At 72.5% G+C, this 25,721-nt stretch carries 18 protein-coding genes and 2 pseudogenes; 16 read left to right on the plus strand and 4 right to left on the minus strand.

Annotated elements, in window-relative coordinates; all coding sequences use genetic code 11:
* The 4 genes and pseudogenes from AC4IHM_RS28850 to AC4IHM_RS28865 form a co-directional block, all read right to left on the minus strand.
* The gene (locus tag AC4IHM_RS28850) at positions 1 to 1,170 is read right to left on the minus strand and encodes an ATP-binding protein (RefSeq protein WP_490869887.1); all 1,170 of its coding nucleotides are present in this window, start codon (positions 1,168 to 1,170) and stop codon (positions 1 to 3) included.
* 56 nt (positions 1,171 to 1,226) lie between these two features.
* Positions 1,227 to 6,420, minus strand: a pseudogene (locus AC4IHM_RS28855) (hypothetical protein).
* Positions 6,417 to 7,271 (minus strand): DUF4132 domain-containing protein, encoded by an 855-nt coding sequence (locus AC4IHM_RS28860; protein ID WP_490869888.1) that lies wholly within the window; start codon positions 7,269 to 7,271, stop codon positions 6,417 to 6,419. Before AC4IHM_RS28860 ends, AC4IHM_RS28855 begins: the two are co-directional and overlap by 4 nt.
* A 103-nt stretch (positions 7,272 to 7,374) precedes the next feature.
* Complete coding sequence (locus AC4IHM_RS28865) at positions 7,375 to 8,460, minus strand: DNA polymerase III subunit beta family protein (RefSeq protein ID WP_490869889.1); 1,086 nt, start codon at positions 8,458 to 8,460, stop codon at positions 7,375 to 7,377.
* 270 nt (positions 8,461 to 8,730) lie between these two features.
* Between AC4IHM_RS28865 and AC4IHM_RS28870 the strand changes: the two genes are divergently transcribed.
* From AC4IHM_RS28870 to AC4IHM_RS28945, 16 genes and pseudogenes are all read left to right on the plus strand, one after another.
* Positions 8,731 to 9,702, plus strand: a complete 972-nt coding sequence (locus AC4IHM_RS28870) for an urea transporter (protein WP_490869890.1) — start codon at positions 8,731 to 8,733, stop codon at positions 9,700 to 9,702.
* A 60-nt stretch (positions 9,703 to 9,762) separates the two neighbouring features.
* On the plus strand, positions 9,763 to 10,068 hold the full coding sequence (locus AC4IHM_RS28875) for an urease subunit gamma (protein ID WP_490869891.1): 306 nt from the start codon (positions 9,763 to 9,765) through the stop codon (positions 10,066 to 10,068).
* A 2-nt stretch (positions 10,069 to 10,070) separates the two neighbouring features.
* Positions 10,071 to 11,261 (plus strand): sirohydrochlorin chelatase, encoded by a 1,191-nt coding sequence (locus tag AC4IHM_RS28880; protein ID WP_490869892.1) that lies wholly within the window; start codon positions 10,071 to 10,073, stop codon positions 11,259 to 11,261.
* A complete protein-coding gene (locus AC4IHM_RS28885; RefSeq protein WP_490869893.1) occupies positions 11,258 to 11,716 on the plus strand; it encodes an urease subunit beta in 459 nt (152 codons plus the stop codon). The genes AC4IHM_RS28880 and AC4IHM_RS28885 overlap by 4 nt, the downstream gene beginning before the upstream one ends.
* Before the next feature lies 1 nt (position 11,717).
* Complete coding sequence (gene ureC / locus AC4IHM_RS28890; RefSeq protein ID WP_490869894.1) at positions 11,718 to 13,442, plus strand: urease subunit alpha; 1,725 nt, start codon at positions 11,718 to 11,720, stop codon at positions 13,440 to 13,442.
* A gap of 5 nt (positions 13,443 to 13,447) precedes the next feature.
* On the plus strand, positions 13,448 to 14,194 hold the full coding sequence (locus AC4IHM_RS28895) for an urease accessory protein UreF (RefSeq protein ID WP_490869895.1): 747 nt from the start codon (positions 13,448 to 13,450) through the stop codon (positions 14,192 to 14,194).
* A 41-nt stretch (positions 14,195 to 14,235) separates the two neighbouring features.
* Entirely contained in the window at positions 14,236 to 14,856 is a 621-nt protein-coding gene (gene ureG / locus AC4IHM_RS28900; protein ID WP_490869896.1) for an urease accessory protein UreG, read from the plus strand.
* Between the two features lies 1 nt (position 14,857).
* Positions 14,858 to 15,799: an urease accessory protein UreD gene (locus AC4IHM_RS28905; protein ID WP_490869897.1), complete on the plus strand. Its 942-nt coding sequence runs from the start codon at positions 14,858 to 14,860 to the stop codon at positions 15,797 to 15,799.
* Positions 15,800 to 15,832: 33 nt separating this feature from the next.
* The gene (locus tag AC4IHM_RS28910; RefSeq protein ID WP_490869898.1) at positions 15,833 to 17,179 is read left to right on the plus strand and encodes an ammonium transporter; all 1,347 of its coding nucleotides are present in this window, start codon (positions 15,833 to 15,835) and stop codon (positions 17,177 to 17,179) included.
* Positions 17,180 to 17,337: 158 nt separating this feature from the next.
* Positions 17,338 to 18,243 (plus strand): universal stress protein, encoded by a 906-nt coding sequence (locus AC4IHM_RS28915; protein WP_490869899.1) that lies wholly within the window; start codon positions 17,338 to 17,340, stop codon positions 18,241 to 18,243.
* A gap of 29 nt (positions 18,244 to 18,272) precedes the next feature.
* Positions 18,273 to 19,136, plus strand: coding sequence for a universal stress protein (locus AC4IHM_RS28920; RefSeq protein WP_490869900.1), 864 nt, complete (start codon positions 18,273 to 18,275; stop codon positions 19,134 to 19,136).
* Between the two features lie 398 nt (positions 19,137 to 19,534).
* Positions 19,535 to 20,566: a LacI family DNA-binding transcriptional regulator gene (locus AC4IHM_RS28925; RefSeq protein WP_490869901.1), complete on the plus strand. Its 1,032-nt coding sequence runs from the start codon at positions 19,535 to 19,537 to the stop codon at positions 20,564 to 20,566.
* 312 nt (positions 20,567 to 20,878) lie between these two features.
* Complete coding sequence (locus AC4IHM_RS28930; protein ID WP_490869902.1) at positions 20,879 to 21,973, plus strand: ABC transporter substrate-binding protein; 1,095 nt, start codon at positions 20,879 to 20,881, stop codon at positions 21,971 to 21,973.
* An 89-nt stretch (positions 21,974 to 22,062) separates the two neighbouring features.
* Positions 22,063 to 23,659: pseudogene (locus tag AC4IHM_RS28935) on the plus strand (sugar ABC transporter ATP-binding protein).
* Entirely contained in the window at positions 23,652 to 24,614 is a 963-nt protein-coding gene (locus tag AC4IHM_RS28940) for an ABC transporter permease (protein ID WP_490869903.1), read from the plus strand. The pseudogene AC4IHM_RS28935 and the gene AC4IHM_RS28940 overlap by 8 nt, the downstream one beginning before the upstream one ends.
* Positions 24,611 to 25,645 (plus strand): ABC transporter permease, encoded by a 1,035-nt coding sequence (locus AC4IHM_RS28945; protein WP_490869904.1) that lies wholly within the window; start codon positions 24,611 to 24,613, stop codon positions 25,643 to 25,645. Before AC4IHM_RS28940 ends, AC4IHM_RS28945 begins: the two co-directional genes overlap by 4 nt.
* Positions 25,646 to 25,721: the final 76 nt, after the last annotated feature.

Below are 25,721 nucleotides of genomic sequence, written 5' to 3' on the forward strand. Positions count from 1 at the left end.
TCAGTCCTCCAGGACCGTACGCAGGTCCCACAGGGTGCGCCAGGTGGCCGAACCCTGCTCGGCACGGCGCCGGACCGGCCCGTCCCAGTAGCCGCGCAGCCGCGCCGCGTCCGCCGGGTCGTCCTTGCGGACCACGCCGAGGAGGTGACCGGGGAGCAGCCCCAGCACGTCGCGGTCGCCGGGGAAGTACGCAGCGGCCAGCCCGAGCGCGCCCGCGACGGACACGGCTTCCGCGGTACTCATGACGGTGGACGGCCGCTCCACCTCCCAGCCCTCCGCCGAACGCCCCTCGCGCAGGTCGCGGAACGCGACGACGAGCGCCTCCAGCACGGCCTCGTCGACCCGGAACGGCGCGCCGGCCCGCTCGACGGAGGCCCGCGCCTGACTGCGGACCAGGGCCGTTTCGGCGTCGAGGTCCGGAATCGGTCCGACCGTCTCGAAGTTGAAGCGCCGTTTGAGGGCGGCGGACATCTCGGAGACGCCCCTGTCGCGCAGGTTGGCGGTGGCGATGAGGTTGAAACCGGGCGCGGCGTGCGCCAGGGCGTCGTCGGTGCCCGAGAGTTCGGGGACCGCGATGCGCCGTTCGGAGAGCAGCGAGACCAGGGCGTCCTGCACCTCCGGCAGACAGCGGGTCACCTCCTCGACGCGGGCGATACCGCCGCGGGTCATCGCGGTCAGGACCGGAGAGGGCACGAGCGCCGTCCGGCTGGGGCCCTGGGCCAGCAGCAGCGCGTAGTTCCAGCCGTACTTCAGCTGGTCCTCGGTCGTGCCCGCCGTGCCCTGCACGACGAGGCCGCTGGTGCCGCACACGGCCGCCGACAGCAACTCGGACAGCATGGACTTGGCGGTACCGGGCTCGCCGACGAGCAGCAGGCCGCGCTCCCCGGCGAGCGTGACGACGCACCGCTCGACCAGCGCCCGGTCGCCGACGAACTTGCCCTCCACCACCAGTCGGCGCGGCACGCCCTCGGGCGCCTCGGCGTCCTCCGGCAGCCGCAGGGCCCGGCCGTCGCTGCCCATGACGAACGTGACGACGGCCCGGGGCGTGAGCCGCCAGGCGGGCGGGCGCGGCCCGTCGTCGTAGGCGGCGAGGAAGGCCAGTTCGGTGGCGTACCGGTCCTCGGGCGGCACGATCTGGCGGGCGGTGTCGGGGGAGAGGGCGGTGGTCATCGGCGGTTCTTCCGGTGGGCTCGGACAGTGGTCACTGCGATGTGCGGTGCGCCGGGTCACCGGCGGCGGCCCTTCCGCGTGGCGCGCGTGGTGAGTTCCTCGTAGGCGGGGGCGTCCCCGGCGCGCACCCGGTCCCAGGCACGGGCGAACAGCTCGGGCACCGGGAGCAGCGGAACGGCACGGAGCCCGTCGCGCACCGGATAGAGGCCCTCCTTCCACGTCTCCACCGGCAGGGCGGGCGAGTTGAAGTCGTGCCAGCCGCAGGGCAGGAAGAGGGAGCGGCCGGCGCGGGACCGCTTGGCCTCGACGACCAGCTTCGAGGCGACCAGCTCCGTCCGGGCCTTCTTCAGCCGGGCGGGCCGCCAGCCGGTCCAGCGGGCGCAGTTGCGGTCCGTCGGGTCGGGCAGGGCGAGCAGTTGCAGATAGAGCGCCGCCGCGTCCTCGCCCAGGCCGTGGGCCGCCGCGACCTCGGTGACGAGTGCCGGAACACTGACCGTGGGGTCCTGCGCAGGTCCGGTGGGTCCCTCGGGATCCAGCCCGGCGGCGAGGGCCCGGTCGAGTCCGTCGCCCAGGACGGTCCGAAGGGCCTCCGGACCGGCGTCGCGTGCGGCACCCACGAGTCCTGTCAGCAGCCCGAACACGGTGTCGTCCGGTCCGGTGAGGCCGGCCGGGCGCACCAGCACGGTCTCCTGGTCGCCGTACCAGGGACGCAGGACGAGTGCCTGACCGACCCGTGTCGTGCCGTCCGCGTCGGCGCCCCCGGCGGCGGGGAGCCCGTACGCCTTGCGGATCTCGGCGGCGGTGTTGCCGCCCTTCTCCGTCCACCCGATGTCCAGGTCGAGCAGCAGTCCCGGGTCGGTGAGGCGGCGGCGCAGTGCGGCCAGGCCCTCCGGCAGGGCCGCGCGCAACGGGTGGCCGTAGGGCAGGGCGTAGGCGAGCGAGGTGAGGGCGCGGACCGCGCCCGTCAGGGCCTGGCCGCTGGGCACCGCGTGGGGATCCTGCGCGACCAGCAGGCCGTCCTTGTCGGGGCGCTGGACGGTGGTGCGGCTGAGCCAGGCGGTGTGTGCCGGGTTGAGGACGGCCTGGGCCGACCCGGCCGGCAGGCCGTCGAGGGCGGGGGCCAGGTCCTCCGGCACACGGACGACGGAGCCGAGGCGCGCGGCCCACAGCCGTCCCGCCGCCTGCGTGTCGGGCCCCGAACGTCCACAACCCGGCGGGGTCGTCGGGCAGCAGGGCGCCGACGAGCGCCGCCCGGTCCCCGCCGGGGAGCGAGCCCAGCATGTCGTTGCCCGTCTCCAGCTGACGTGGCTTCAGGCCGATCGTGGCGAGCGCGCCGGCGTCGAGTCTCTCCGGCTGCCCGGCGAGGAGCAGCGTGGCCTGAAGCGGCCCCAGACCTCCGTGGGTCGCCGCGGTGAGTGCGGCGGGCGCCTCGGGCTGCCAGGGCGCGGCCCCCTTGTCCCGTGTCAGCCGGGCCACGGCGGTCAGTGCCCCGGCCGGGAGTGCCGGGACATGCCGGGTCTCCTTCTCCAGGGTGAAGTGGGCGACGGCGCCGAAGACGCCGGTCGGATCGTGGTCGAGGGCGAGCCAGTTGACGCGGTCGCGGCCGTAGTCGATGTCCCGGCAGCCGAGGACGACCACCGTGCGGCCGCCCCGTCGCAGCACCTGGCCCGCGCGTGCCTCCCGGTCCCGCTTGTCGTGCGGCTCGCTCAGGACGATCTCCCGCAGGCCGCGCCCGGGGTCGGCGAGCGGCCCCTCGGCGAGCGCTTCGAACAGGAGAAGCAGCGCCTCCCGTTCGGCCTCCGGCGCGGTCGGCGCGGCGGCCCGGTAGGCGAGCGGTCGCAGCACGGACAGGAGGGACGGCCAGAGCATGCCGACGCGGGGGACGGTGTACTCCTCGCCGTGCCAGCCGCCGCCGAGGGTGGCCAGGCGTACGCGGTCGGGCAGCCGCCTGCCGTCGGCGGGCTTTCCCGAGAGCACGTGGTTCACGGCCCGGATCTGCCGGAGCACGCTCCACTGGCCGTCGCTGCCCCACGCTCCCCGCAGGGGGGCCAGGCCGGCGACGGCCGTACGCAGGGTGCGGTCGTCACCGTGCTCGGGGCGGTAGTCCGCGAACATGCCCTCGACACGCTTGCGTTCCGCCTTCGGCCGCTGGACGGGCGGCGTCACGAACCGCGTGGCCGTGTCGGCGATCCAGAGGGTCGTGTGCACCAGGGCCGTCACACCGGCGAGGAGCCGCTTGTCGGTGAGCCCCGGGAGAGAGCGGGACACGGCCCTCCGCACGACTTCGTCGGTGGACGGCACCGCGGGCCTGCCGTCGTCGCCCGCTCCGCCGGAGCCGGCGGGCACAGTGCCGGAAGCGCCCCCTGCGGTGCCGTCGGTCGTCCCGTCGGCGCCGGCGGCGGTCACCCGCGCCCGTCGTTCGGCCAGCGCCCGCGCCGCCTCGCGCAGCAACTCGGCCACCTGCTCGTCGGTGACGGCGCGCAGCACGGCCGACCCCCGCTCGTCACGGGGACGCAGCGCATGCCAGAAGGCGACCGGCGGTACGAGCGGGGTGCCCGCGGCGTACTCCCCGCCCTTGTTGTTCGGCGTCACCCGGCCGAGTACACCGGTGTCGGTGTTGTCGTCCTGCGAGAACAGGGCGACCCGGCGCCGGGTCCGGGCGACGACGGGCGCGGCACCACCGGGCAGCCGCAGCGCACCGAGCGGGACGACCCGCTCGTCGTGCCGGGACGTGCGCAGCGTGACGGTGCGGCCGTCGGGCGTACCCGTGGTCGTACGCATCTCGTCGCCCTCGTCCTCGGCGCGCACCCAGCGGCCGAGCACGCCGCCGTCGGTGCCGAACGGGCTCCGCCCGAGACCGGGTTGCACGGGCAGCACCTCGCACTGGTCCTGCAACAGCGTCGCGCCTTCGACGATGCCGGACCGCAGGAAGGCGGGCAGGGACGCGCGCCCGTGCGAGCCGGTCGCCGGGTCGTACTCCAGCCACACCTGCTGCCGTCCCTGCCTGCCCTGGCGCCAGTACAGCGTGCCGTCGCCGAGGACGGGACGGCACGCGGGCAGGACGGTGTCGCCCGCGTGCAGGGTGCGACCGCCGCTCGCCCGGCCGCCGCCGGGCAGGGGGACGGAGGGTGCGACCGAGTCGGCGCCGCGCGCCCAGTGGGAGATCTGCTCGCCGGTGAGCGTGACCACCTCGGAGGGCCGGGTGGACCAGTAGCCGCGCTGCTTGCCGTTCTGCCACCACACGACCAGCAGTTCTCCGTCGGTGTAGCGGAACTGCGGGCGCTGCCAGTGGGACAGATCGGCCGGGAGCCGCAGGTCGTGGTCGAGGAGGATCCCGTCCGGGCCGACGACGACCGCCTTGTGCCCGCGGCTCAGGACCAGGCAGGGCCAGGCCTCGTTCACGATCAGAGGGTGGTTGCCGTCCTTGGGGTTCCGGCTCTGGGCATCGAGCAGTCGCATGGCCTCGTCGAGGGCCGGCCAGCCCAGTTCGTCGAGGATGCCGGCCCGCAGTGTGCGCCCGAGCAGCGGAGCCGTCTCCCATCCGGCCGCGCGGGCGACCGCTTCGGGGTTGACCCGGGGAGCCACGGCCCGGTAGGGGCCCAGCCGGCTCAGTGCCTCGTTGGCTCCGGGCATACCGGCGGCCTCGACGAGTTCCCCGACGGCGCCGTCCAGCCACTCGCGCAGGACGCCGGCGAGCACGGGATGGTCGGCGAGGTGCTCCAGCACCCTGTCGGGCTGCCGGCCCCGGCCCACGGCACCCACGGCCCGCAGCAGCAGGGGGCGCAGTCGCGGATCCGCCGCGACGGCGGCCAGATCACGCCGCCCCGGGTCGGTGTCGCGTGCCCAGCGCTCAAGCCCGAGGTCCACTTCCGTGCCGGGGTCGGGCAGGGTGAGGGGAATGTTCTTTGCCGCGCAGAGGTCCAGCAGGGAGATGTCGGCACCCGTGTGCCGGCGGCCGGTGAACAGCTCGACGGCCCGTCCGTCGGCACGCAGCCGGGGTGCCATACGGGCGACGAGGTCCAGGGTGGCCGGGGACGAGTCGCACACCGCGGCCCCGCGCTTGCGGTGGGCGGCCCAACGGCTGAGCCAGTCCGCCGCGTCGACCTCGTTGGCGGCGTCGGGCCCGTCCGCCCCGTCAGCCGCGTCGGCACCCTCGGCCGTCCCGCCGGCCGGGCCGCTCCCGTCGGCCTCGCCGGTCAGCAGCCGGTCGGCGCCGCACTCGGCCAGCAGCGCCAGCCAGAACTCGTCGCTCTCGACACCGCGGTCCAGCCCGGTCGGCATGATCTCCAGCAGCCGGGTCCGAACGGCCGGCCGCCGGTCGGCGAGGACGGGCAGCACGGTCCGGTAGGCGCTCCAGAAGGAGGCGGGCGCCCGTACGGCTGCGGGCGAGGCGACCAGGTCGGCGACGAGGTCGCACTCCGTCCGCACCTTGGGCAGGCCGGCCGCCCTGATCAGCCCGCGCGCGTCCTGCGGCAGCGACGAGTACGGCGGCATACCGGCCGCGCAGCGCTCCACCGCCAGCCGCCGGAACTGCTCCCACGCCTCGGTGGCGTCCAGCCGGCCCGCGAGATCCTTCACATGCTGCTTGAGCGCCTTGACCGTCAGCGCCCCGGCGAAGGCGAACTCCAGGAAGACGGCACGCTGCCGCTCCTCGTCGACGGCGAGGGCGTGCACCCGCTCGGCATCGCGGGCCTTGCCGAAGAAGGTGGCGGCGTAGGTGATGTTGTCGTACTGGAGGAAGATCCGGGCGGCCTGCTCGTAGAAGGTGGGCAGGAAGTGCGGGACGGCGCGGCCGAGCCGTTCGCCGAGCTTCTCGAAGCCCTCCTTGGCGTTGCCGGGGCGGGACTTGGCCTGTCGCGCGAGCCGCTCGACGTCCTTGACCAGGGCCAGCGCGTGATGCCCGTTGGCCGGGTCGTTGACCAGCGCCCAGGCGGGAAAGCCGAGGGTCTCCCGCCTGATCTGCCCGACCTCGGGAGTCTCCGCGTCCCGCACGAGTCCGAGGAAGTCCAGGGCGAGGTCCTCCGCCTCCCCGAGGGTGCCCGGCACGAGCCGGACGACGCTGCGCTCACCCAGCGCGGCATGGCGGTAGGTGCGGACGGTGAGGAGGTCGGCGTCCTCCCGGCCGGTGCTGCCCGGGGGCAGCAGGGCGCCGGCTTCGAGCAGGGCGGCGGCAGTGGTGTCGTCGTGTGCGGCGACCTCGCGCGTGGCGCCCGCGCCCTCGTCCGCGATGGTGGTGTGCACGGTGTTCACGCGGCCCGCTCCTCGTCCTCGATGTCGCGTCCCGCGTACAGCGCGGCAGCCATGCGCATGCCCTCCGACCAGGCCACCGGCCCGACCCGGCCCAGCTTCAGCACCTGTCCGGCGGCGTCGGTCCACATCAGCGGACCGGTCTCCGTCTCCTCGTAGCCGTCGTAGTCGCCGACCCAGACGCGGGCCTCCACACCGCGCCCGCCCTCCCACACGGAGCAGACGGCGTGCCCGCCGCGCACGCGGTGGCCGAGCTGGGTGACCCGCCCGTGCAGGAAGCGCAGTTCCTTGAACGCGCCGCCCGCGTACTCCTCGACCGAGGTGGCCCCGGCGTCGAGCGCGGCGGGCCGGTGCCACACCTCGCGGAAGAGCTGCTGGGCCCGCTGCTCGACGCCGAGTTCGACGGCGAACTCCCGCAGCTCCTCCAGGTCGCCGAGGAGCACGGGGTGCGGAAGACGGACGAGGTCGGGGGCGATGCGCACCGTGTCCCCGTCGAGGTCGACGAGGCCGAGGCCGCGCTCGGGATCGGCGTCCCGCAGGAAGCCCGCGACCTCGCCGTCGGCGCCGGTGACCACGAGGTCGCGCAGGGCGGACCGCCACGCCGGGTCGGGCCACACCCGGGTGAGAACGGCGAGAGGGACGGGCAGCGACCGCACCATCCACCGCTCCACGTCGGTCAGGCACTGGCGTTCGTGCCGCTCCAGCCACTCGACGAGCTGCCGCAGCGAGACCATCGCGGGATCGTCCGCGAGTTTGGCCGGCACCGACTTCAGCCGCCGCCCTGCCGCGTTGCGGCAGACCACCTTCCCGTCGTCCAGGGCGACCTCGTAGTCCCCTGCCGTCACCCACCCCATGCGTGCCTCCCCGCACCCGCAGCGATCAAGTGCTGGAGACTCTAGGCCAGCCCACTGACAATGCCGCGGGGACCGGGGACGGACGGGGTCCGGGACGGTGCCGTCAGTCGTCCAGGCGGACGGGCATCAGCAGGGAGAACGCCGTCTCGTCGTCCGTCCGCCGGATCGCGAGCGGTGCCGTGGGGGCGTCGAACTCCAGGACCAGCCGGTCCCGGTCAGCGGCGGCGAGCGCGTCCAGCAGGAACCCGCGGTCGACCGCCACGTTGTCCCGGTCGTCGTCACCGTCCTCGCAGACGGCCACCGTGGCGTCGTCCACGACCCGGAGCACACTGAGGTCGCGCGCGCCCCCGTCCCGCTCACGCACCTCGCCCGTGCGGACGGGACCGTTCTCCAACGCCTTCCGGAAGGCGGGCACATCGACGAGGGCCCGCCGCCCGGACGGCAGGCGGACGAGCCGGCGGTAGTCGGGGAAGTCGTACGCGAGGCGCCGCCCGGCGGCCTGGCGGTCGTCGGCCTCCAGTGTCACGCGGTCACCGTCGACGGCGAGTCGTACCGGCTCCGCGCCGCTCAGCAGCGCACGCATCGCGTCGGCGAGCGGAACGGGCACGGTCACCTGGACGCGTGGCCCGCCGTGGCCCGCGGTGTCCACACGGGCGAGGGCCATCCGGTACCGGTCGGTGGCCACGACGTGGAGCGCGTCGTCCTCCAGGTCGAACAGGATCCCGCCGAGCATCGGCAGTTCGGGGTCGGTACCGGCGGCGAAACGCACCCCGTCCAGCGCGGCGGCCAGTTCGGGCGCGGAGACGGACAGCCGGGCGGTTGTGGTGGGCGGTGAGACGGTCATGGGATTCTCCCTGTGATCGAGTAGGGCTCGGAGTGCGGAGAACTCGCCGCGGGCATCGGTCAGCGCCAGTTCGAGGCGGCGCAGGTGCGCCTGGAGAAGCCCTCGCACCAGGTCCGTGTCCGCGCCGGACCAGCCGGCCAGCACCAGCCGGATGTCCGCCAGCGGCATGCCCGCCCGCCGCAGCCGGGCCAGCAGCCTGGCCTCGTCCAGCTGCTCGGGGGCGTACCAGCGGTAGCCGCTGACCGGATCCACCCGGGCGGGGACCAGCACACCGGCACGGTCGTAGAACCGCAGGGCGCTCACCCCCAGTCCGCTGTCGCGGGCCATCTCCCCAATGCTGCGCATCTCGCTCTCCACGTCCGGAACTCTGATCCCTTGACCAGGTCGAGGGTCAATCCCGGCATCACCCGTATCAGAGGGCGCGTGTCCCGGGCTGCTTTGGATCCGATCACCCGGCCGACAGCCGGGTGATCGGGTGAGGGTGGAGGTGCGTATCGCCAATAAGGTGCATATCGTCACCTAGGTGGCGCGCGGTCGCTCTGCTGCGAGCGGTGGCGGCCACCTTCCCCTCCTACTCGATCGGCTCACCGGCGGCCTCTTTCGCAAGGAGTACGTGTGGCTTCACGATTCCTCACGGCAGATCCCTCGCCATCGCCGGGTTCGCTGAAGGGGACCGCGCTCGGCGCGCTGCGCGGGGTGGGGCAGGTGGACCTCCAGGCGAGCGTGTGGACTTCGCTGGTCATCCTCATCGCCCTGTGGGTGGAGGGCTGGCAGATCGGCCTCTTCGCCACCATCGGCGCGGTCGTCTCCACGCTCACTGCCCGGCTCCTCGCCGTCTCGCACGACTCCGTGGTCCAGGGCCTGATGACCTACTGCGGTGTGCTCGCCGCGATCGCGATGGTGGTGTATCTCGGCCATCACCCTTCGACCTACGTGCTGGCCGTCGGCGCCGCCGTGATGTGCACCCTGGTCACGGCCACGCTCAACAACCTGCTCGGCTCCTTCGGACTGCAGGCGTTCACCGGACCGTTCTGCCTCGTCGCCCTCGTGATGGTCCTGGGCGCCCCGTCGTTCGAGCGCGTCTGGCACGGAACACCGCCGTCGGCGGTCACTCCCGCCACCCCGACCAGCCCCGTCGTCAGCTGGACCGACCTGTGGCACGGCTTCTTCTCGAACGTGTCCCAGATCTTCCTGGTCCAGACCTGGTATGTGGGCCTGATCATGCTGGTCGGCCTCTTCCTGGCCGGCTGGAGGGTGGGCCTGTTCGCCGTGGTGGGCAGCGTCGTCGGTCTCCTCACCGCATGGGCGCTCGGCGCCCCGGCGGCCCTGATCGGCGAGGGCATCTACGGCTACAACGCCGTCCTGACGAGCCTCGCTTTCGGCGTTGTCCTGCTGCGCCCCACCGCGTGGAACTACGGCTACACGGTGCTGGCCGCCGCCGCCTGCACCGCCTTGACGGCCTCGCTGTCGGTGCTCTTCAAGGTCTTCGGCAGCCACACCTTCACCTGGCCGTTCAACATCACCACCTGGGCACTGCTGGCGGCCGTGCCACTCCTGCCACGCATCACCCTGCGTGACGACTCCTGAGTCCCCGGCCCGCCCCCGTGTGCCGAGCGCGAACACGTTTACCGAGGAAGGCGTTCCCCCATGAACCTGGCCCCCCGCGAGATCGACAAGCTGCTCGTGTACGTCGTCGCCGACCTGGCCCGAAAACGGCGTGAGCGCGGACTGAAACTCAACTACAGCGAGTCGGTGGCACTCATCACGGAGGCCATCCTCGAGGCGGCCCGGGACGGGAAGAGCGTCGCGGACTGCATGGAGTTGGGCCGGCAGGTGATCCGAGAGGACAACACCATGCCCGGCGTGCGGGAGATGCTGCCGTTGCTCCAGGTCGAGGCGACCTTCGACGACGGCAACAAGCTCGTCTCCTGCCACGACCCGGTCGGCGGCTGACCGTGCCACCGAGCACCGTGGTGGCCGTCGGCGGTCACGAGAGCGACGCCGGACGGGCCGTACGCGACCTGCTGGGACCCCAGGTGTCCTGCGTGGCCGGCGGACGCGAACTGCTGGGCCGCGTCAGCGCGTTACGCGGTCGTGGTGAGCCCGTGTGCGTCGTGCCGATGACTCTGGGCCGGGATCCGGAACTGGTCGCCGACGCCGCCCGCACCCTGCTGGCCCTCTCCGCCGAGGAGCGCGCCGGCACCGTGCTGGCCGCACCCTTCGGCACCGCGGATCACCTGATCGGGTGGCTCCGCGCGGCGGCCACCCGGGTGCCCGACGACAGAGCGCTGCTGATCACCGCCCCGTCCGGCGATCCGTTCGTCGACGCGGACCTCTTCCGGATCGCCCGTCTCGTACGCCAGTACGGCCGGCACCGGACGGTCGAGGTCGCCCTGATCGACGGCGATCCCGACCCGGCCGAAGGCGTACGCCGCTGCCGCGCCCTCGGCGAGGAACGCGTCGTCCTGCTCCCGGCCGCCTGGGTGACGCCGCCGGTCCCGGACTCCGAACACTGCGAGCCGGGCGGGCCGTTGCTGCCGGCGCCTGCCATGAGGGGCGTGCTGGACGCGCGCGTGCGTGAGGCGTGGGAGCGCCACGACCGCCTGGGCGACGACGGCTTCTCCCGAGCCCTCTCGGCGGCCGAAAGCCACGGCCACGCCCACAGCCACGGACCGGGCGGCCACACCCACGACCACGGACCCGGCGGCCACACCCACGGTCATGGGCGGGGCGGCGATGCCCACGGCCACGGGCCGGACGGTGACGCTCACGGCCACGGGCCGGGCGGCCATGCCTCCGACCACGGGCCGGGCGGTGACGCCGCCCCCGGGCGGGCCGGCCGCACTCACGGCCCCCGACCGGGCGTTCACGCCCACAGCGGGGGCCCGGACGGTCACTCACCCGACCGCGGCTCGGACGGTCACGTCCATGACCTCGGATCAGGTGCCCACGCCCACGCCCAGGACGGTCACGACCACGGTCCCGGCGTACCCGCCCACGACCCGAGGGCCCCCGCGCACGAACCGGGCCCCGGCTCGCCCCACGTCCCCCGCGACAACGCCCCGGGCCCGCACCGTCGTGACGGAGCGGGTGCGCACGGGGTCGCGGATCCGTACCTCCCCTCATCCAGCAGGAGCCTTCGATGAAACTTCCCCCGCGCTACCAGTACGGCGACGGCCCCATCGAGATCAACGCCGGCCGGCGCACCGTCGAGGTCACGGTCCGCAACACCGGTGACCGGGCGATCCAGGTCGGTTCGGACTACCACTTCTTCGAGACGAACTCGGCCCTGGAGTTCGACCGCAACGTCACGCTCGGCATGCACCTCAACATCGCCGCCGGCACCTCCGTCCGGTTCGAACCCGGCGGCACCAAGGAGGTCGAGCTGTGCGCGTACGCGGGCACCGGGCGCCTCACCGGCTTCAGCGGCCTGCTCAACGGCAGCGTCAAGTCGCACCCCGCCCGCGTCGAGGCCGTCGCCCGCGCCCTGCAACGCGGATTCCGCGGCGCGGCCCGGGACGGGGAGCGGGCGACCGGCGGCGGGAGCGGCAAGGACGGGGCCAGGAAGACCAAGAAGGCCAAGCAGAAGGGATCCAACTGACATGCCCACCCTCTCCCGCGAGCAGTACGCGAGCCTGTTCGGCCCCACGGTGGGCGACCGGATCCGGCTCGCCGACACCAACCTGGTCATCGAGGTCGAGAAGGACTTCCGCGAGGGTTCGTACGGCGACGAGGTGGTCTACGGCGGCGGCAAGACCATGCGCGACGGCATGGCCTCCGACCCGCAGGCCACCGCCGCCCAGGGCGCTCTGGACCTCGTGATCACCAACGTCGTGGTCCTGGACCCGGTGGTCGGCGTGGTCAAGTGCGACATCGGCGTCAAGGACGGCTTCATCGCCGGTATCGGCAAGGCGGGCAACCCGCAGACCCAGGACGCCGTCGACCCCCGGCTCGTCGTCGGCACCGGCACGGAGGTCATCGCGGGCGAACACCTGATCGCGACCGCAGGCGCCATGGACGCGCACGTGCACCTCATCTCCCCCCAGCAGTGCGAACAGGCCCTCAGCAACGGCATCACCACGCTGTTCGGCGGTGGCACCGGGCCGACGGACGGCACCAACGGCACCACCTGCACCCCCGGCCCCTTCAACCTCGCCCGCATCCTCCAGGCCGCCGAGGACCTGCCGGTCAACCTCGGCGTCATGGGCAAGGGCAACGGCAGCCTGCCCGGCGCGCTGGACGAGCAGATCGAGGCGGGCGCCGCCGCCCTCAAGGTCCACGAGGACTGGGGCTCCACCCCCGCCGTCATCGACAACTCGCTGGCCGTCGCCGACCGCCACGACATCCAGATCGCGATCCACACCGACACCCTCAACGAGGGCGGCTTCTTCGAGGACACCCGTTCCGCGATCGACGGCCGCACCATCCACACCTTCCACAGCGAGGGCGCGGGCGGCGGCCACGCCCCCGACATCCTGCGGGTCACCGGCGAGCCCAACGTGCTGCCCTCCTCCACCAACCCGACGCTGCCGTACACCAAGAACTCCGTGGACGAGTTGCTGGACATGGTGATGGTCTGCCACCACCTCAGCCACGACATCCCCGAGGACGTGGCGTTCGCCGACAGCCGGGTGCGCGCGGAGACCATCGCGGCCGAGACGGTCCTGCACGACCGGGGCATCATCAGCATGATCTCGTCCGACTCCCAGGCCATGGGCCGCATCGGCGAGTCCGTCACCCGCGCCTTCCAGATCGCGCACGTCTGCAAGGAGGCCTTCGGCCCGCTGCCCGAGGACTCCGCGCGCAACGACAACCAGCGCGTCCTGCGCTACCTCGCCAAGGTGACCATCAACCCCGCCATCGCCAGCGGCGTCTCGGACTACGTCGGCTCGATCGAGGCGGGCAAGCTCGCCGACATCGCCCTGTGGCCCATGCACTCCTTCGGGGCCAAGCCGAAGATGGTCATCAAGGGCGGCGTCATCTCCTGGACGCAGATGGGCGACCCCAACGCCTCGCTGCCCACCCCGCAACCCGTCTACTACCGGCCGTCGTTCGGCCAGTACGGCCGCGCCATGCAGTCGACGCACGTCACCTTCATGTCGCAGGCCGGCATCGCCGCCGGGGTACCGGAGAGGCTCGGACTGGAGCGGAAGGTGCTGCCGGTGCGCAAGACCCGCACCATCGGCAAGCAGCACATGGTCCGCAACGACCTGGTGCCCCGGATCGAGGTCGACCCGGAGACGTACAAGGTCACCGTGGACGGTGAGGTCGTGACCATCAAGCCGGCCCGGAAACTGCCCCTCAACCAGCTGTACTTCCTGGCCTGAGCCGCATGTACCGCGACGAGAGCACCGAGCCGGACCTGCCCTCCGGGGGCGCCGCGGCACCGGCCACCGACCTGGGACACCTCCTCGTCAGCCTCCAGCTGACCGACTCGGCGTTCCCCAGCGGCTTCTACACCCTGTCCCACGGCCTGGAGGGCTTCGTACAGGAGGGAGCCGTCGACCGCGACTCCCTCCCCGCGCTGCTCCACGACCTGCTCAGGCACGGCGTCGGCCCGTCCGACGCCACCGCGCTGGCTCTCGCCCACCGGGCCGCGGCGGCGGGGGACTGGGAGAGCGTGGCCGCGACGGACCGGCGGCTGTACGCCACGAAGCTCAACCGCGAGATGCGGCAGGCCGCCGTCCGTACCGGGCGGCAACTGCTGGATCTCGCCGCCGAGGTCTTCGGCGCGGCCGGCATCGACCCGTACCACCGGACGGTGACGGCCCGCCGGGCGCCCGGCACCCAGGCCGTCGCCGCCGGGGTCGTGTACGCGGCGACCGGGGTGCCCGTGCGACAGGCGGTCGCGGCCGACCTGTTCGCGTTCTGCGCGAGCTTCGCCGGCGCGGCGCTGCGGCTCAGGCTGACCGACCACCGCCAGGCACAAGGCCTGTTGCGGCAGGCGGCCCCGGTGATCGAGGAGACCGTGCGAGAGGCACTGGCCCGGGACTTCGGCGACCTCGGCGCCACCACGTTCGCCGCGGATGTCGTGTCGGCCCGGCACGAGCGGGCCGAGGCCCGTCTGTTCGCCACCTGACCACCGCCGGCCCGCGGTGGCCGGCACCCGAGAGGAAGACCATGCGAGACAACGTTCTGCGCGTCGGAATCGGCGGCCCCGTCGGATCGGGGAAGACCGCCCTCATCGAGGCCCTGGTTCCGGTCCTGATCGAGCAGGGCCGCCGCCCCGCGGTGATCACCAACGACATCTACACCCAGGAGGACGCCCAGCACGTCCGCCGCACACTCGACGGGGTGCTGGAGGGCGACCGCGTCGTGGGAGTGGAGACCGGCGCCTGCCCGCACACCGCCGTGCGCGACGACCCCACGATGAACCTGGCCGCGGGCGCCGAGATGCTCGAACGCTTCCCCGACGTGGACGTGCTCCTCTACGAGAGCGGCGGCGACAACCTGACCCTCACCTTCAGCCCGGCCCTGGTCGACCTGTTCGTCTTCGTGCTGGACACCGCCGAGGGCGAGAAGATGCCGCGCAAGCGGGGGCCCGGCATCACCGACTCCGACCTGCTGGTCATCAACAAGATCGACATCGCCCGGTACGTGCGCACCGACATCGACGTGATGGAGTCCGACGCCCACCGCGTGCGCGGCGACGGCCCGGTGGTGCTGACCGACTGCCTGACCGGCAAGGGCGTCGACGAGGTCGTGTCCTTCCTGGAGTCCCGGCGCAAGGTTCTGATCTGAGGTGCCGGCCACCCGCGACCGGCTCGCGCCGGAGTACTTCGAACCCGTCCGCCTCCCACCGGAACTGGCGGCGTTCTCGGCGACGCCCGACACCCTCGGGCCCGGCTCGCCGGCCAAGGTCGGCATCCTCGACCTCGGATTCGCGCGCCGCGGGGACCGGACGGAACTGGTCGAGCGCTACCAGAAGTCGCCCCTGGAGATCATGCGGCCGCTCTACGTCGACCCTTCCCTGCCCGGCATGGCGTGCACGTACGTGATGGCCACGGGCGGCGGCGTCGCACAGGCCGACCGCTACCGCATCGACCTGCGCTGCGGCCCGCGCACCGAGGCCCTGTTCACCACCCAGGCGGCCACCAAGGTCTACCGGATGGAGCAGGACTACGCGACGCAGCGGGTCCACCTTGCCGCGGCCGACGGCGCCTACGTCGAGTACCTGCCCGACCCGCTCATCCCCTTCGAGGGCGCGCGCTTCCACCAGGGCACCGTGCTGACCGTCGACGAGGGAGCCACGGTGGTGTACGGGGAGACGGTCACGGCGGGGCGGATCGCCCGGGGGGAGCGGCACGCCTACACCGTCCTCGGCAGCGACCTGGAGATCCGCAGACCCGACGGGAGCCTGCTGGCCGTGGACACCCTCCGGCTCCGGCCGAAGACGCGGGGCGGGGTGACCGGGCCGGGCGTCTTCGCCGGACACGACCACGTCGCCTCGCTGTTCGTGGTGAGCGCCCGGCGTCCGGCCGCGGAGATCGCCGACGCCCTGCACCACTGCCTGGCGGAACGGGGCGTGCTGCACGGGGCGAGTGTGCTGCCGGACGACTGCGGTGCCTGGGTGCGGATTCTCGGCGCCGAAGAACCCCGTGTCACCGAGGCCCTGCGCGCCGCGTGGGACGCCGTACGACGGCTGCTCACCGGTCACCCAGCCCCCGACCTGCGCAAACCGTAGTAGGCCTGCCGACGCGACCAGGAGACCGTACCCGTGATCACCGCACCCGCCCCCATGCCGCCCGCCTATGACTCCGGCGACACCGCCTGGATGCTGGCCGCGGCGGCCATGGTGCTGCTGATGACCCCGGCCCTCGCCTTCTTCTACGGCGGCATGGTCCGCACGAAGCACATCCTGGTGATGCTCAAGATGAGCTTCGCCTCGCTCTGCTTCGTGTCCATCCTCTGGTACATCGTCGGGTACTCCCTCGCCTTCGGCCCCGACGCCGGCGGCGCGGGCGTCATCGGCAGCCTCGACCACGCCTTCCTGCGCGGCATCGAGCCGAACACCCTCACGGGCTCGATTCCCACCTACGTGTACGCCACCTTCCAGATGGGCTTCGCCATCATCACGGTGGCGCTCATCAGCGGGTCCATCGCGGGCCGGACCACGATGCGGGGCTGGCTGGTCTTCTCGGCGCTGTGGCTGCTCATCGTGTACGTGCCGATCGCACACTGGGTCTTCGACACGGAGAACGGCTGGATCTCGAAGCACCTGGGCGCGCTGGACTTCGCCGGCGGCCTGCCGGTGGAACTCAACTCGGGCATCGCCGGGCTGGCCGCGGCCCTGGTCATCAGGGGCCCGGCGGACTTCCGGCGCAAGGAGGCGAGGCCCAACAACATCCCGCTGGTCATGATCGGTGTGGCGCTGCTCTGGTTCGGCTGGCTCGCCTTCAACGCCGGGTCGGCCGTCCGCGACAGCGGCACCGCCGCCACCGCCTTCATCAACACCCAGCTCGGCGCGGCCGGCGCCATGGTCACCTGGCCGCTGATGGAGTACTGGCGGACGCGGCGGGTCACCATGATGGGCGTCGGTTCCTCGGCCGTGGCCGGCATGGTGGCCATCACCCCCGCGTGCGGCGAGATCGACCCCACCGGCGCCCTGGTGACCGGGCTGGTCGCAGGCGGCGTCTGCGCGTTCGCCGTCACCCTCAAGTACCGCCTGAACGTCGACGACACCCTCGATGTCGTCGGCGTCCACGGCGCGGGCGGCCTCGTCGGACTGATCATGGTCGGTCTGTTCGCCACGTCGAACATCAGCGGCAAGAAGGGCCTCTTCTACGGTGGCGGCGGCTCCCTGCTGTGGAAACAGATCGTCGCCATCCTCGCCGTCTCCGCGTTCTCCTTCGTCCTGACCTGGATCATCGCCAAGGCCGTCAACGTCTTCGTCGGCTTCACGGCGAAGGAGACGTACTCCGGCGTACCGGGCGAGGACGAGGAACGCGCCTACGACTTCCGCATCGCCGAACGCCTGGACGCCATGGCGTCCAGCGGCCGGGGCCCCGACAAGGAGGCCCTGGCCGAGATCCGGCGGATCCTGCGGGACCACCGGGAGGGCTGACGGCGCGGACGGCAACGCCCCGCCCCACCCGTCCGGCGACGGGACCCCCGGCCCCGAACAGGGACCAGTGGTCCCGATCAGGGACCAGTGGCCCCTGTTCCGGGAAACGTGTTGACACAGACGCTGAACGTAGAGGACCGACACAGGAGGTGGGCAGCATGGCCCGCACGATCACGGTCGGCATCGACGGCTCGCCCGAGAGCCGAACCGCCGGCGAATGGGCGGCCCGCGAGGCCGGGTTGCGTGGGCTGCCGGTACGACTGGTCCAGGTGTGGGAGCCGGTGCCGGCCCCCATGGCCCAGGCCCCGCTGCTCGGCGCCGACACCCAGCAGAACTGGACCGAGCGCGTCCCGCGGGAGGTCGCCGAAGGCCTCCGGCTGCGGCACCCCGATGTCGAGGTGACCAACGAGCAGCGATCCGGCACCCCGGCCAAGATCCTGGCCGAGGTCGCCGACGGCGCGGAACTTCTCGTCCTCGGCTCCCGCGGCCTGAGCGGTCTCGGCGGCTTCCTCGTCGGATCCGTCGGACAGTCGGTCATCGCCAGGACGACGACTCCCGTGGTGGTCGTGCGCGCGGGGGAGCAGGCGGCCGACGAACATGCCATGGATCCCGCGGGCGTCCCGTCCGCGGCCACCGCCTTCAAGCCCGTCGTCGTCGGCACGGACACCGACAACCCGATCGACGGCGTGCTCGCCTTCGCCTTCGAGGAGGCGCAGCGCCGCGGGACCGCGCTGCACGTGGTCAGCGGCTGGCAACTGCCGCCCTACTACGCGTACGTGCTGGCCGCGGGTGCCGCTCCCGACGAACGGATGGCCCGCGAGAAGGCGGCCGACCTCACCCGGATCCTGCGGCCCTGGCGGGAGAAGTACCCGGACGTCGAGGTCGAGGAGGTCTCCCGCCCCGGCAGCCCGGCCCACCATCTGGTCGATGTCGCCGGTGACGCCTCCCTGGTCGTCGTCGGCCGGCGCATCCGCCGCAACCCGCTGGGCGCGCACATCGGCGCGATCACGCACGCGGTACTGCACCACGCCACCGCACCCGTCGCCGTCGTCGCACACGCCTGACGCGTCCGGGTCCAGAGGAGAACCACACCATGTATCTGCCCCTGGTGGTCGGGGTCGACGGGTCCGCGTCCGGCATGCGCGCCGTCGACTGGGCCGCGGACGAGGCGGCCCAGCACGCGGTGCCCCTGCGCGTGGTGTTCGGGTCGCTGTGGGAGCGGTACGAAGGCACGTCCCTCGCCCGCGAACTCGGCAGAGACTCCGCCCACGTCGGCGCCGAGGAGATCACCCGGGCCGCCGTCCGGCGCGTCCACCGCCGGCACCCGGACGTGGCGGTGACCACCGAGGTGGTGCCCGAGGAGGCGGAGTACGCCCTGATACGGGCGGGACGCAACGCGTCCATGATCGTCGTGGGCCCCCGGGGCCGCGGCGGACTCGCCGACCCACTGCTCGGCTCCGTCGGCCTGAGCGTGGCGGGCGCCGCCGACTGCCCGGTGACCGTGACCCGCGGCAACCACGACAACTGGGCCGAGGGCGGACGGTACGGCCGTATCGTCGTCGGGATCGGCGAGGCGTCCTCGTGCGCCCTGCGGTTCGCCTTCACCGAGGCCAGGCTGCGCGGCGTCCCGCTGGTGGCCGTACGGGCCTGGCGCCGGCCCGCTCACGAGAGCGCCGACCGGCCGCCGCTGTCCGCGGAGCCCGTCCGCTCGTACGAGGAGAGCGCCGCCAAGGAGCTGGAGGCCGCTCTGGGGGACGTGCCCCTCGGAGTGGACGTGAGCAGGCGCACGGTCGAAGGCCCCGCCCGCAGGGTGCTGTCGGACGCGTCGGCGGACGCCGACCTGCTGGTGATCGGCCGGCGCCGGCACGGCGGACTGGAGCCCGGGTTCGGCCGGATCGCCCACACCGTCCTGCACCGGGCCGCCTGTCCGGTCGTGATCGTGCCCGAACAGGTGTGAGCCGGGGGCGCCATGACGCCGGCCGCCGGGGCGGTGTTCGGCGAAGGCGTCGTACCATGCGCCGGTGATCCCGCACGGAGCGGGCGGTCCGCGGCGGTTGTCCGCCGTCGGCCGCGGCGCCCCGTGCCCGCCGGAAGCAGTGGCTCGACCGAGCCCGCCCGGCACCCCCGGGCCGGTCGGCGGCGGACACCGTACCCGCGGCCGCGCACCCTCGGACCTGGCCTTCCGTTCGGCCGTACGAACGTCGGCCAAGCGGTGCCGGAGGCGTCCGTCCGTCGCCTTGTCAGCATGGCGGCCCGGATGTATAACGTTGTAAAATCGGCAGGCTGGCTCGGCGCATGGTGGCGGCACCGAACCGCACCGATCACCCGAGCCGGGCCGCTCCGGAAAGGAATGACGTGCGGGTCAGCCTCAAGGACGTCGCCGCGCACGCGGGGGTCTCCATCAAGACCGTCTCCAACGTGGTGAACAACTACCAGCACGTCACCCCCGCCATGCGGGAACGGGTCCAGCGCTCCATCGACGAACTCGGCTACCGGCCCAATCTGACCGCCCGTCACCTGCGCGCGGGACGTACGGGCATGATCGCGCTCGCCCTGCCCGAGCTGGGCAACCCCTACTTCGCGGAACTGGCCGCCGCCGTCATCGACGCGGCGGCGCGGCACGACTACATCGTGCTGCTCGACCACACCGGCGGACGACGCGAACAGGAGATCCTGGTCAGTCAGGGCTTCCGGGCGCGGGTCATCGACGGACTGATCCTCAGCCCCATCGAGTTGCAGACCGAGGACCTGCAAGACCGCACGGAGAACGTGCCGTTGGTGCTGCTCGGTGAACGGGACTACGACCTGCCGTACGACCACATCGCCATCGACAATGTCGCCGCCGCCCGCGCCGCCGTCCGGCATCTGGTCGGACTCGGGCGCCGGGAGGTGGCGTTCATCGGAGCCCGGCGCGGCCGCAGCGAGCCCGCCCAACTGCGCGTGCGCGGCTGGCGCGAGGAGCTGACCGCCGCCGGACTGCCCGCCGACGACGGGCTCGTCGCCGCCACCGACGGCTGGGGGCACGCGGACGGCGCGGCGGCCATGACCCGCATCCTCGACGCGGGCAGGCGCCCCGACGCGGTGTTCGCCTACAACGACCCGATGGCCATCGGCGCCATGCGGGTGCTGTCCGAGCGCGGGCTCCGGGTGCCCGAGGACATCGCGGTGGTCGGCTTCGACGATGTCATCGAGGGGCGTTTCGGCGCGGTGACCCTCACCTCCGTCTCCCCGGACAAGGAGGCCATCGGCCGGCTCGCCGTGGAGTCGGTACTCGCCAGGCTCGGCGGCAACGCCCCCGAACCCCGGCGTGTCCGGGCGGACTACCGTCTGGTCGAAAGGGAGAGCACACTGGGGCGCCGCACGGCGAAGCAGGCCACGAACGGCTGACCGGCGAGAGCGTGGCAGCACACCGCGAGGCCACCGGCGGGGCGAAAAGGGCCTGCGCAGCGGGCGGTTCGCGGCGGGCGCCGCACGCGTCGCCGCTGTGGCGAAGCCGGGGCCGTCCGGCCGGTCGCACCGTGCTCCCGGTGCTCGCTGCCCGATCGCATGTCGCGCGCGGGGGGTTTACAGCCTCCTTTCAACGATGTAAAACCTCCTTGCGGCGGACCTGACAACGTTCGCCGCCGGGGGAGAAGCACCACGTCCGCTCGCGTTCCCGCTCCCCAGTTCCCTTCCAGCGTCGCCAGGATCGGGGTCACCATGCAGCGCACCACTCACCGTCACCTCCTCGCCCGTCCCGTGGTCGTGGCTCTGGCCGCCGCCGTGGCGCTGACCGCGACCGCCTGCACCAAGTCGGAGGACGACGCCTCGGACAAGCAGCAGTCCTCCAAGTCCGCCGCCGACACCGAGCAGAAGGTCGTCACCCCGAAGCCCGGCAGCAAGGCCTGCGGCATCGACGCGTACGGCGCGCGGAAGATCGACCTGAAGAACGCCACCGTCGGGTTCTCCCAGTCGGAGAAGGAGGCCAACCCCTTCCGCATCGCGGAGACCCGGTCCATCAAGGACGAGGCCGGGAAGCGGGGCGTGAAGCTGCTGACGGCCAACGCCCAGTCGCAGTTCTCCAAGCAGATCAGCGACGTGCAGAACCTCCTGGCCAAGGGCGCCGACCTGTTGGTGATCGCGCCGCTCAACTCCGACGGCTGGGACCCGGTGTTGCAGGCCGCCGCCGCCAAGAAGGTGCCGATCATCACCATCGACCGCAAGATCAACGCCGAGGCCTGCAAGGACTACGTCTCCTTCATCGCCTCGGACTTCGTCGAGCAGGGCCGGCGCGCCGCCGACCAGATGATCGAGGCGACGGGCGGCAAGGGCGAGGTCGCCATCCTGCTCGGATCCGCCGGCAACAACGTCACCACCGAGCGCACCAAGGGCTTCAAGGAGCGGATCGCCGAGAAGGCCCCGGACCTGAAGGTCGTCTTCGAGCAGACCGGCGACTTCTCCCGCGAGAAGGGACAGCAGGTCACCGAGCAGCTGATCCAGTCCAAGCCCGGTATCAAGGGCGTCTACGCCGAGAACGACGAGATGGGCCTCGGCGCGGTCACCGCTCTCAAGGGCGCGGGCAAAAAGGCGGGCGACGTCAAGATCGTCACGGTGGACGGCACCCGCAATGCCGTCCAGGGCGTCGTGGACGGCTGGATCAGCGGCGTGATCGAGTCCAACCCGCGCTTCGGCCCGCTGGCCTTCCAGACGCTGGACTCCTTCACCAAGGGCGAGGACGTGCCCCAGGACGTCATCATCCAGGACGGCGCCTACAACGCCGACAACGCCAAGCAGGACATCGACAAGGCCTTCTGACCGTCCGGGAGGACCTGACCCTCCAGGAGGGCCCGGCAGTGAGCGGGCCCTCCCCCGCTCCGTCACTCATCCCCTTTCTGGAGGCACAGGTGGCACCCCCCGCCGAGGTCCTCGCCGTCCGCGGGCTCAGCAAGACCTTCCCCGGTGTCCGGGCCCTGGACGGTGTGGACCTCACCCTGCACCCCGGTGAGGTGCACGCCCTCATCGGCGAGAACGGCGCCGGCAAGTCCACGCTCATCAAGGTGCTGACCGGCGTGTACCGGCCGGACGCCGGAGACATCGTCTTCCAGGGACGGAAGGTCTCTTTCGGCACCCCGCTGGAGGCCCAGAAGGCCGGCATCTCCACCATCTACCAAGAGGTCAACCTCATCCCGCTGTTGAGCGTGGCCCGCAACCTCTTCCTCGGCAGGGAACCCCGCAACCGCCTCGGCCTGCTGGACTCCGGCCGCATGAACCGGGAGGCCGAAGAGGCACTGCGGACCTACGGCGTCCGGGTCGACGTTCCGGCAGCCGTTGCGCACCCTCGGCGTCGGCGCCCAGCAGATGGTGGCCCTCGCCCGCGCCGTCGCGACGGACGCCCGCGTCGTGGTCATGGACGAACCCACCTCCTCCCTCGAACCGCGGGAGGTGGAAACCCTGTTCTCGGTGATCCGCAGCCTGCGCGAGGCGGGCATCGCCGTCGTCTACGTCAGCCACCGGCTGGACGAGCTGTACGCCGTGTGCGAGACGGTCACCGTGCTGCGGGACGGACGCCGCGTGCACCACGGCCGGCTGGCCGACCTCGGCCGGCTGGACCTGGTCTCCACGATGCTCGGCCGGGAACTGGGCGAGGTCCGCGCGGAGGGGCTGACGAAGTTCACCGGCGACCACCACGCCGCCGGCGCACGGCCGGTGCTGGAGGCCACGGGCCTCACCGTGCCCCACAAGCTCCACGGGGTGTCCGTCAGCGTCCGGCCGGGCGAGGTCGTCGGGCTCGGCGGGCTGCTCGGCTCGGGACGCACCGAGACGGTGAAGGCCATCTCCGGTGCGCTGCCGCTGCGTTCGGGCCGTGTCGTGGTGGCCGGGGCCCCGCTGCGCGGCGGTTCCACGCCCGGCGCCATCCGGGCCGGCGTCAGCCTGCTGCCCGAGGACCGCAAGAGCGAGGGCATCGTCCCCGGCCTCTCGGTCCGCGAGAACATCGCGCTGGCCGCCCTGCCCCGGCTCTCCCGCTTCGGCCTGGTCTCCGAGGCTCGCGTCGACAGCATCGTGGAGACCTTCATGGAGCGGCTGCGCATCAAGGCGTCCTCGCCGCGGCAGAAGGTCGGCGAACTCTCCGGCGGCAACCAGCAGAAGGTGCTCCTCGCCCGCTGGCTCGCCATGAACCCCAAGGTGCTGCTCCTGGACGAGCCCACCCGCGGCATCGACGTCGGAGCCAAGGCCGAGGTCCAAAGGCTCGTGGACGAACTCGCCGCGGACGGCCTGGGCGTCCTGCTCATCTCCTCCGACCTGGAGGAACTGATCGAAGGGTCCGACCGCGTGGTCGTACTGAAGGACGGTGCGGTCGTCGGGGAGTTGACCGGCGACGATGTCACCGAGGACAGGCTGATGCGCACGATCGCGGGCGGTGACCCGGCGGGCGACTCGGCGGGCGACCCCGCGAACGGTGCGGTGGGCGGCGCGCATGAGGAGGTGGCCACCGATGGCTGAAGCCACCCTGCGAACCGCCCCGCCGGACAGGGCCCGCGTCCTGCAATGGATGCAGACCTACGGCGTCTACGCGGGCGTCGCCCTGCTCCTGGTCGTCAACATCGCCATCACGCCGCACTTCCTGTCCGCCGAGAACTTCCGCACCCAGGCCGTCCAGGTCGCCCCGGTGATGATCGTCGCGCTCGGCATGGCCCTGGTCATCGGCACCGAGGGCGTCGACCTCTCGGTCGGCGCCGTGATGGCGCTCTCGGCCTCGGTGACCGCGCTCTACCTCGGCTACGGCCTGCTGCCGGCCCTGCTGATGGTCGCCCTGTTCGCCGCCGGCGTGGGCTTCGCCAACGGGGCGCTGGTCGCCTTCATCGGGGTCCAGCCCATCGTCGCCACCCTGGCCCTCATGGTCGGCGGCCGCGGCATCGCCCTGGTGCTCCTGCCGCAGTTGGAGGACCTGCACAACCCTGCGCTGGCCGACCTCGGGTCCGGTGCCGTCCTCGGCGTTCCCTACCTCATGCTGATCGCCGCCGCCCTCGCGCTGCTGGTCGCCTTCGTCGTCCGGCGCACCACCTTCGGACGCCGGCTCCTCGCCATCGGCGACAGCCGCCCCGCCGCTCAGCTCGCCGGGCTTCCGGTGCGGCGCGTGCTGATCATCGTGTACATCGCCTGTGCGCTGCTCGCCGCGGTGGCGGGCGTGCTGGCCACCGCCCGGCTCCAGGCCAGCGACCCGACATCGCTGGGCAACCTGATGGAACTGTCCGCCATCACCGCCGTCGTCGTCGGTGGCACGCCGCTGACCGGAGGCCGGGTGAACATCGCCGGCACCGTGGCGGGCGCGGTCCTCATCCAACTGCTCACCGCCACCCTCATCAAGCACGATCTGCCGCCCTCGTGGACCCAGATCGCCCAGGCCATAGTGATCGTGTGCGCGGTCTACGCGGCGCGGGGACGGGGGAAGCGATGACCACCACGAAGACGGACGCACCCGTGACCACCGCGAGCGGCGAACCGACGGGCGACACGAGACCGGTGGGCTCCGCCCGCTCCGAGCGGCTGAGCGCACTGGTCCAGCAGCACGGCGCACTGGCCGTGCTGGTGATCGTCTCGGCCATCGCCTCGTTCAGCTTCGACTCCTTCGCGACCGGCGACAACATCTCGAACATGGCGACCGGTTCGGCGTTCCTCGCGATCGTCGCGCTCGGCATGACCTTCGTCATCATCACCGGCGGCATCGACCTCTCCGTCGGCTCCCTCTTCGCGCTCGGCGGCGTCCTGGCGGCCTGGGGGTCACGCCACGGCACACTCGTGGCACTGCTGCTGCCCCTCGCCGTCTGCGGACTGATCGGCGTCGTCAACGGCCTGCTCGTCGCCCGCTCCCGGCTCGCGCCCTTCATCGTCACCCTGGCCGCCATGCTGGGCGCCCGCGGCCTGATGCTCGCCCTGACCGACGAGGGCGCCGAGACGTACCTGATCGGCAAGGGCTCGTTCCTCGCCGAACTCGGCCAGGGCACCACCCTGGGCATCGGCAACCCGGTGTGGATCACCCTGGCGCTGTTCGTCGCGGGAGCCGTGGTGCTGCGCCGCACGCGGTTCGGGCAGCACGTGTACGCGGTCGGCGGCAACGAGGACGCGGCGGCCCTGATGGGCGCCCCCGTGGCCCGTACCAAGATCCTCGTCTACACCCTGTCCGGCCTGCTCGCCGGTCTCGCCGGCGCGCTCAACGCGGCCTGGCTCGCCTCCGGCGTGACCATCCTCGGCAACGGCATGGAACTGGAGGCGATCTCCGCCGTGGTCATCGGCGGCACCCTGCTCACCGGCGGACTCGGCTACGTCAGCGGCTCGTTGGTCGGCGTCCTCCTGCTGAAGGTGATCCAGAACGTCATCAACCAGATCGGCTCGCTGGACTCCTCCTACCAGCAGGTCGTCAGCGGCGCCTTCCTGGCCCTCGTCGTCGTCACCCAGACCTGGCTGGGCCGCAGACGCCAACTCGCTTGACCGGCCCGTCCCGAGCACCCCGTCAGTACGCTCACCAGCACGAAACCGTCAGCGACCGGGAACCGCGGCAGCCGGG

This window comes from Streptomyces sp. SL06 (assembly GCF_058244745.1).

Coding starts and splice junctions, on each gene's coding strand:
- AC4IHM_RS28850 (WP_490869887.1), bottom strand. CDS start 1,170: ATGACCACCGCCCTCTCCCCCGACACCGCCCGCCAGATCGTGCCGCCC.
- AC4IHM_RS28860 (WP_490869888.1), bottom strand. CDS start 7,271: ATGGGGTGGGTGACGGCAGGGGACTACGAGGTCGCCCTGGACGACGGG.
- AC4IHM_RS28865 (WP_490869889.1), bottom strand. CDS start 8,460: ATGCGCAGCATTGGGGAGATGGCCCGCGACAGCGGACTGGGGGTGAGC.
- AC4IHM_RS28875 (WP_490869891.1), top strand. CDS start 9,763: ATGAACCTGGCCCCCCGCGAGATCGACAAGCTGCTCGTGTACGTCGTC.
- AC4IHM_RS28885 (WP_490869893.1), top strand. CDS start 11,258: ATGAAACTTCCCCCGCGCTACCAGTACGGCGACGGCCCCATCGAGATC.
- ureC (WP_490869894.1), top strand. CDS start 11,718: ATGCCCACCCTCTCCCGCGAGCAGTACGCGAGCCTGTTCGGCCCCACG.
- AC4IHM_RS28895 (WP_490869895.1), top strand. CDS start 13,448: ATGTACCGCGACGAGAGCACCGAGCCGGACCTGCCCTCCGGGGGCGCC.
- ureG (WP_490869896.1), top strand. CDS start 14,236: ATGCGAGACAACGTTCTGCGCGTCGGAATCGGCGGCCCCGTCGGATCG.
- AC4IHM_RS28915 (WP_490869899.1), top strand. CDS start 17,338: ATGGCCCGCACGATCACGGTCGGCATCGACGGCTCGCCCGAGAGCCGA.
- AC4IHM_RS28920 (WP_490869900.1), top strand. CDS start 18,273: ATGTATCTGCCCCTGGTGGTCGGGGTCGACGGGTCCGCGTCCGGCATG.
- AC4IHM_RS28930 (WP_490869902.1), top strand. CDS start 20,879: ATGCAGCGCACCACTCACCGTCACCTCCTCGCCCGTCCCGTGGTCGTG.
- AC4IHM_RS28940 (WP_490869903.1), top strand. CDS start 23,652: ATGGCTGAAGCCACCCTGCGAACCGCCCCGCCGGACAGGGCCCGCGTC.
- AC4IHM_RS28945 (WP_490869904.1), top strand. CDS start 24,611: ATGACCACCACGAAGACGGACGCACCCGTGACCACCGCGAGCGGCGAA.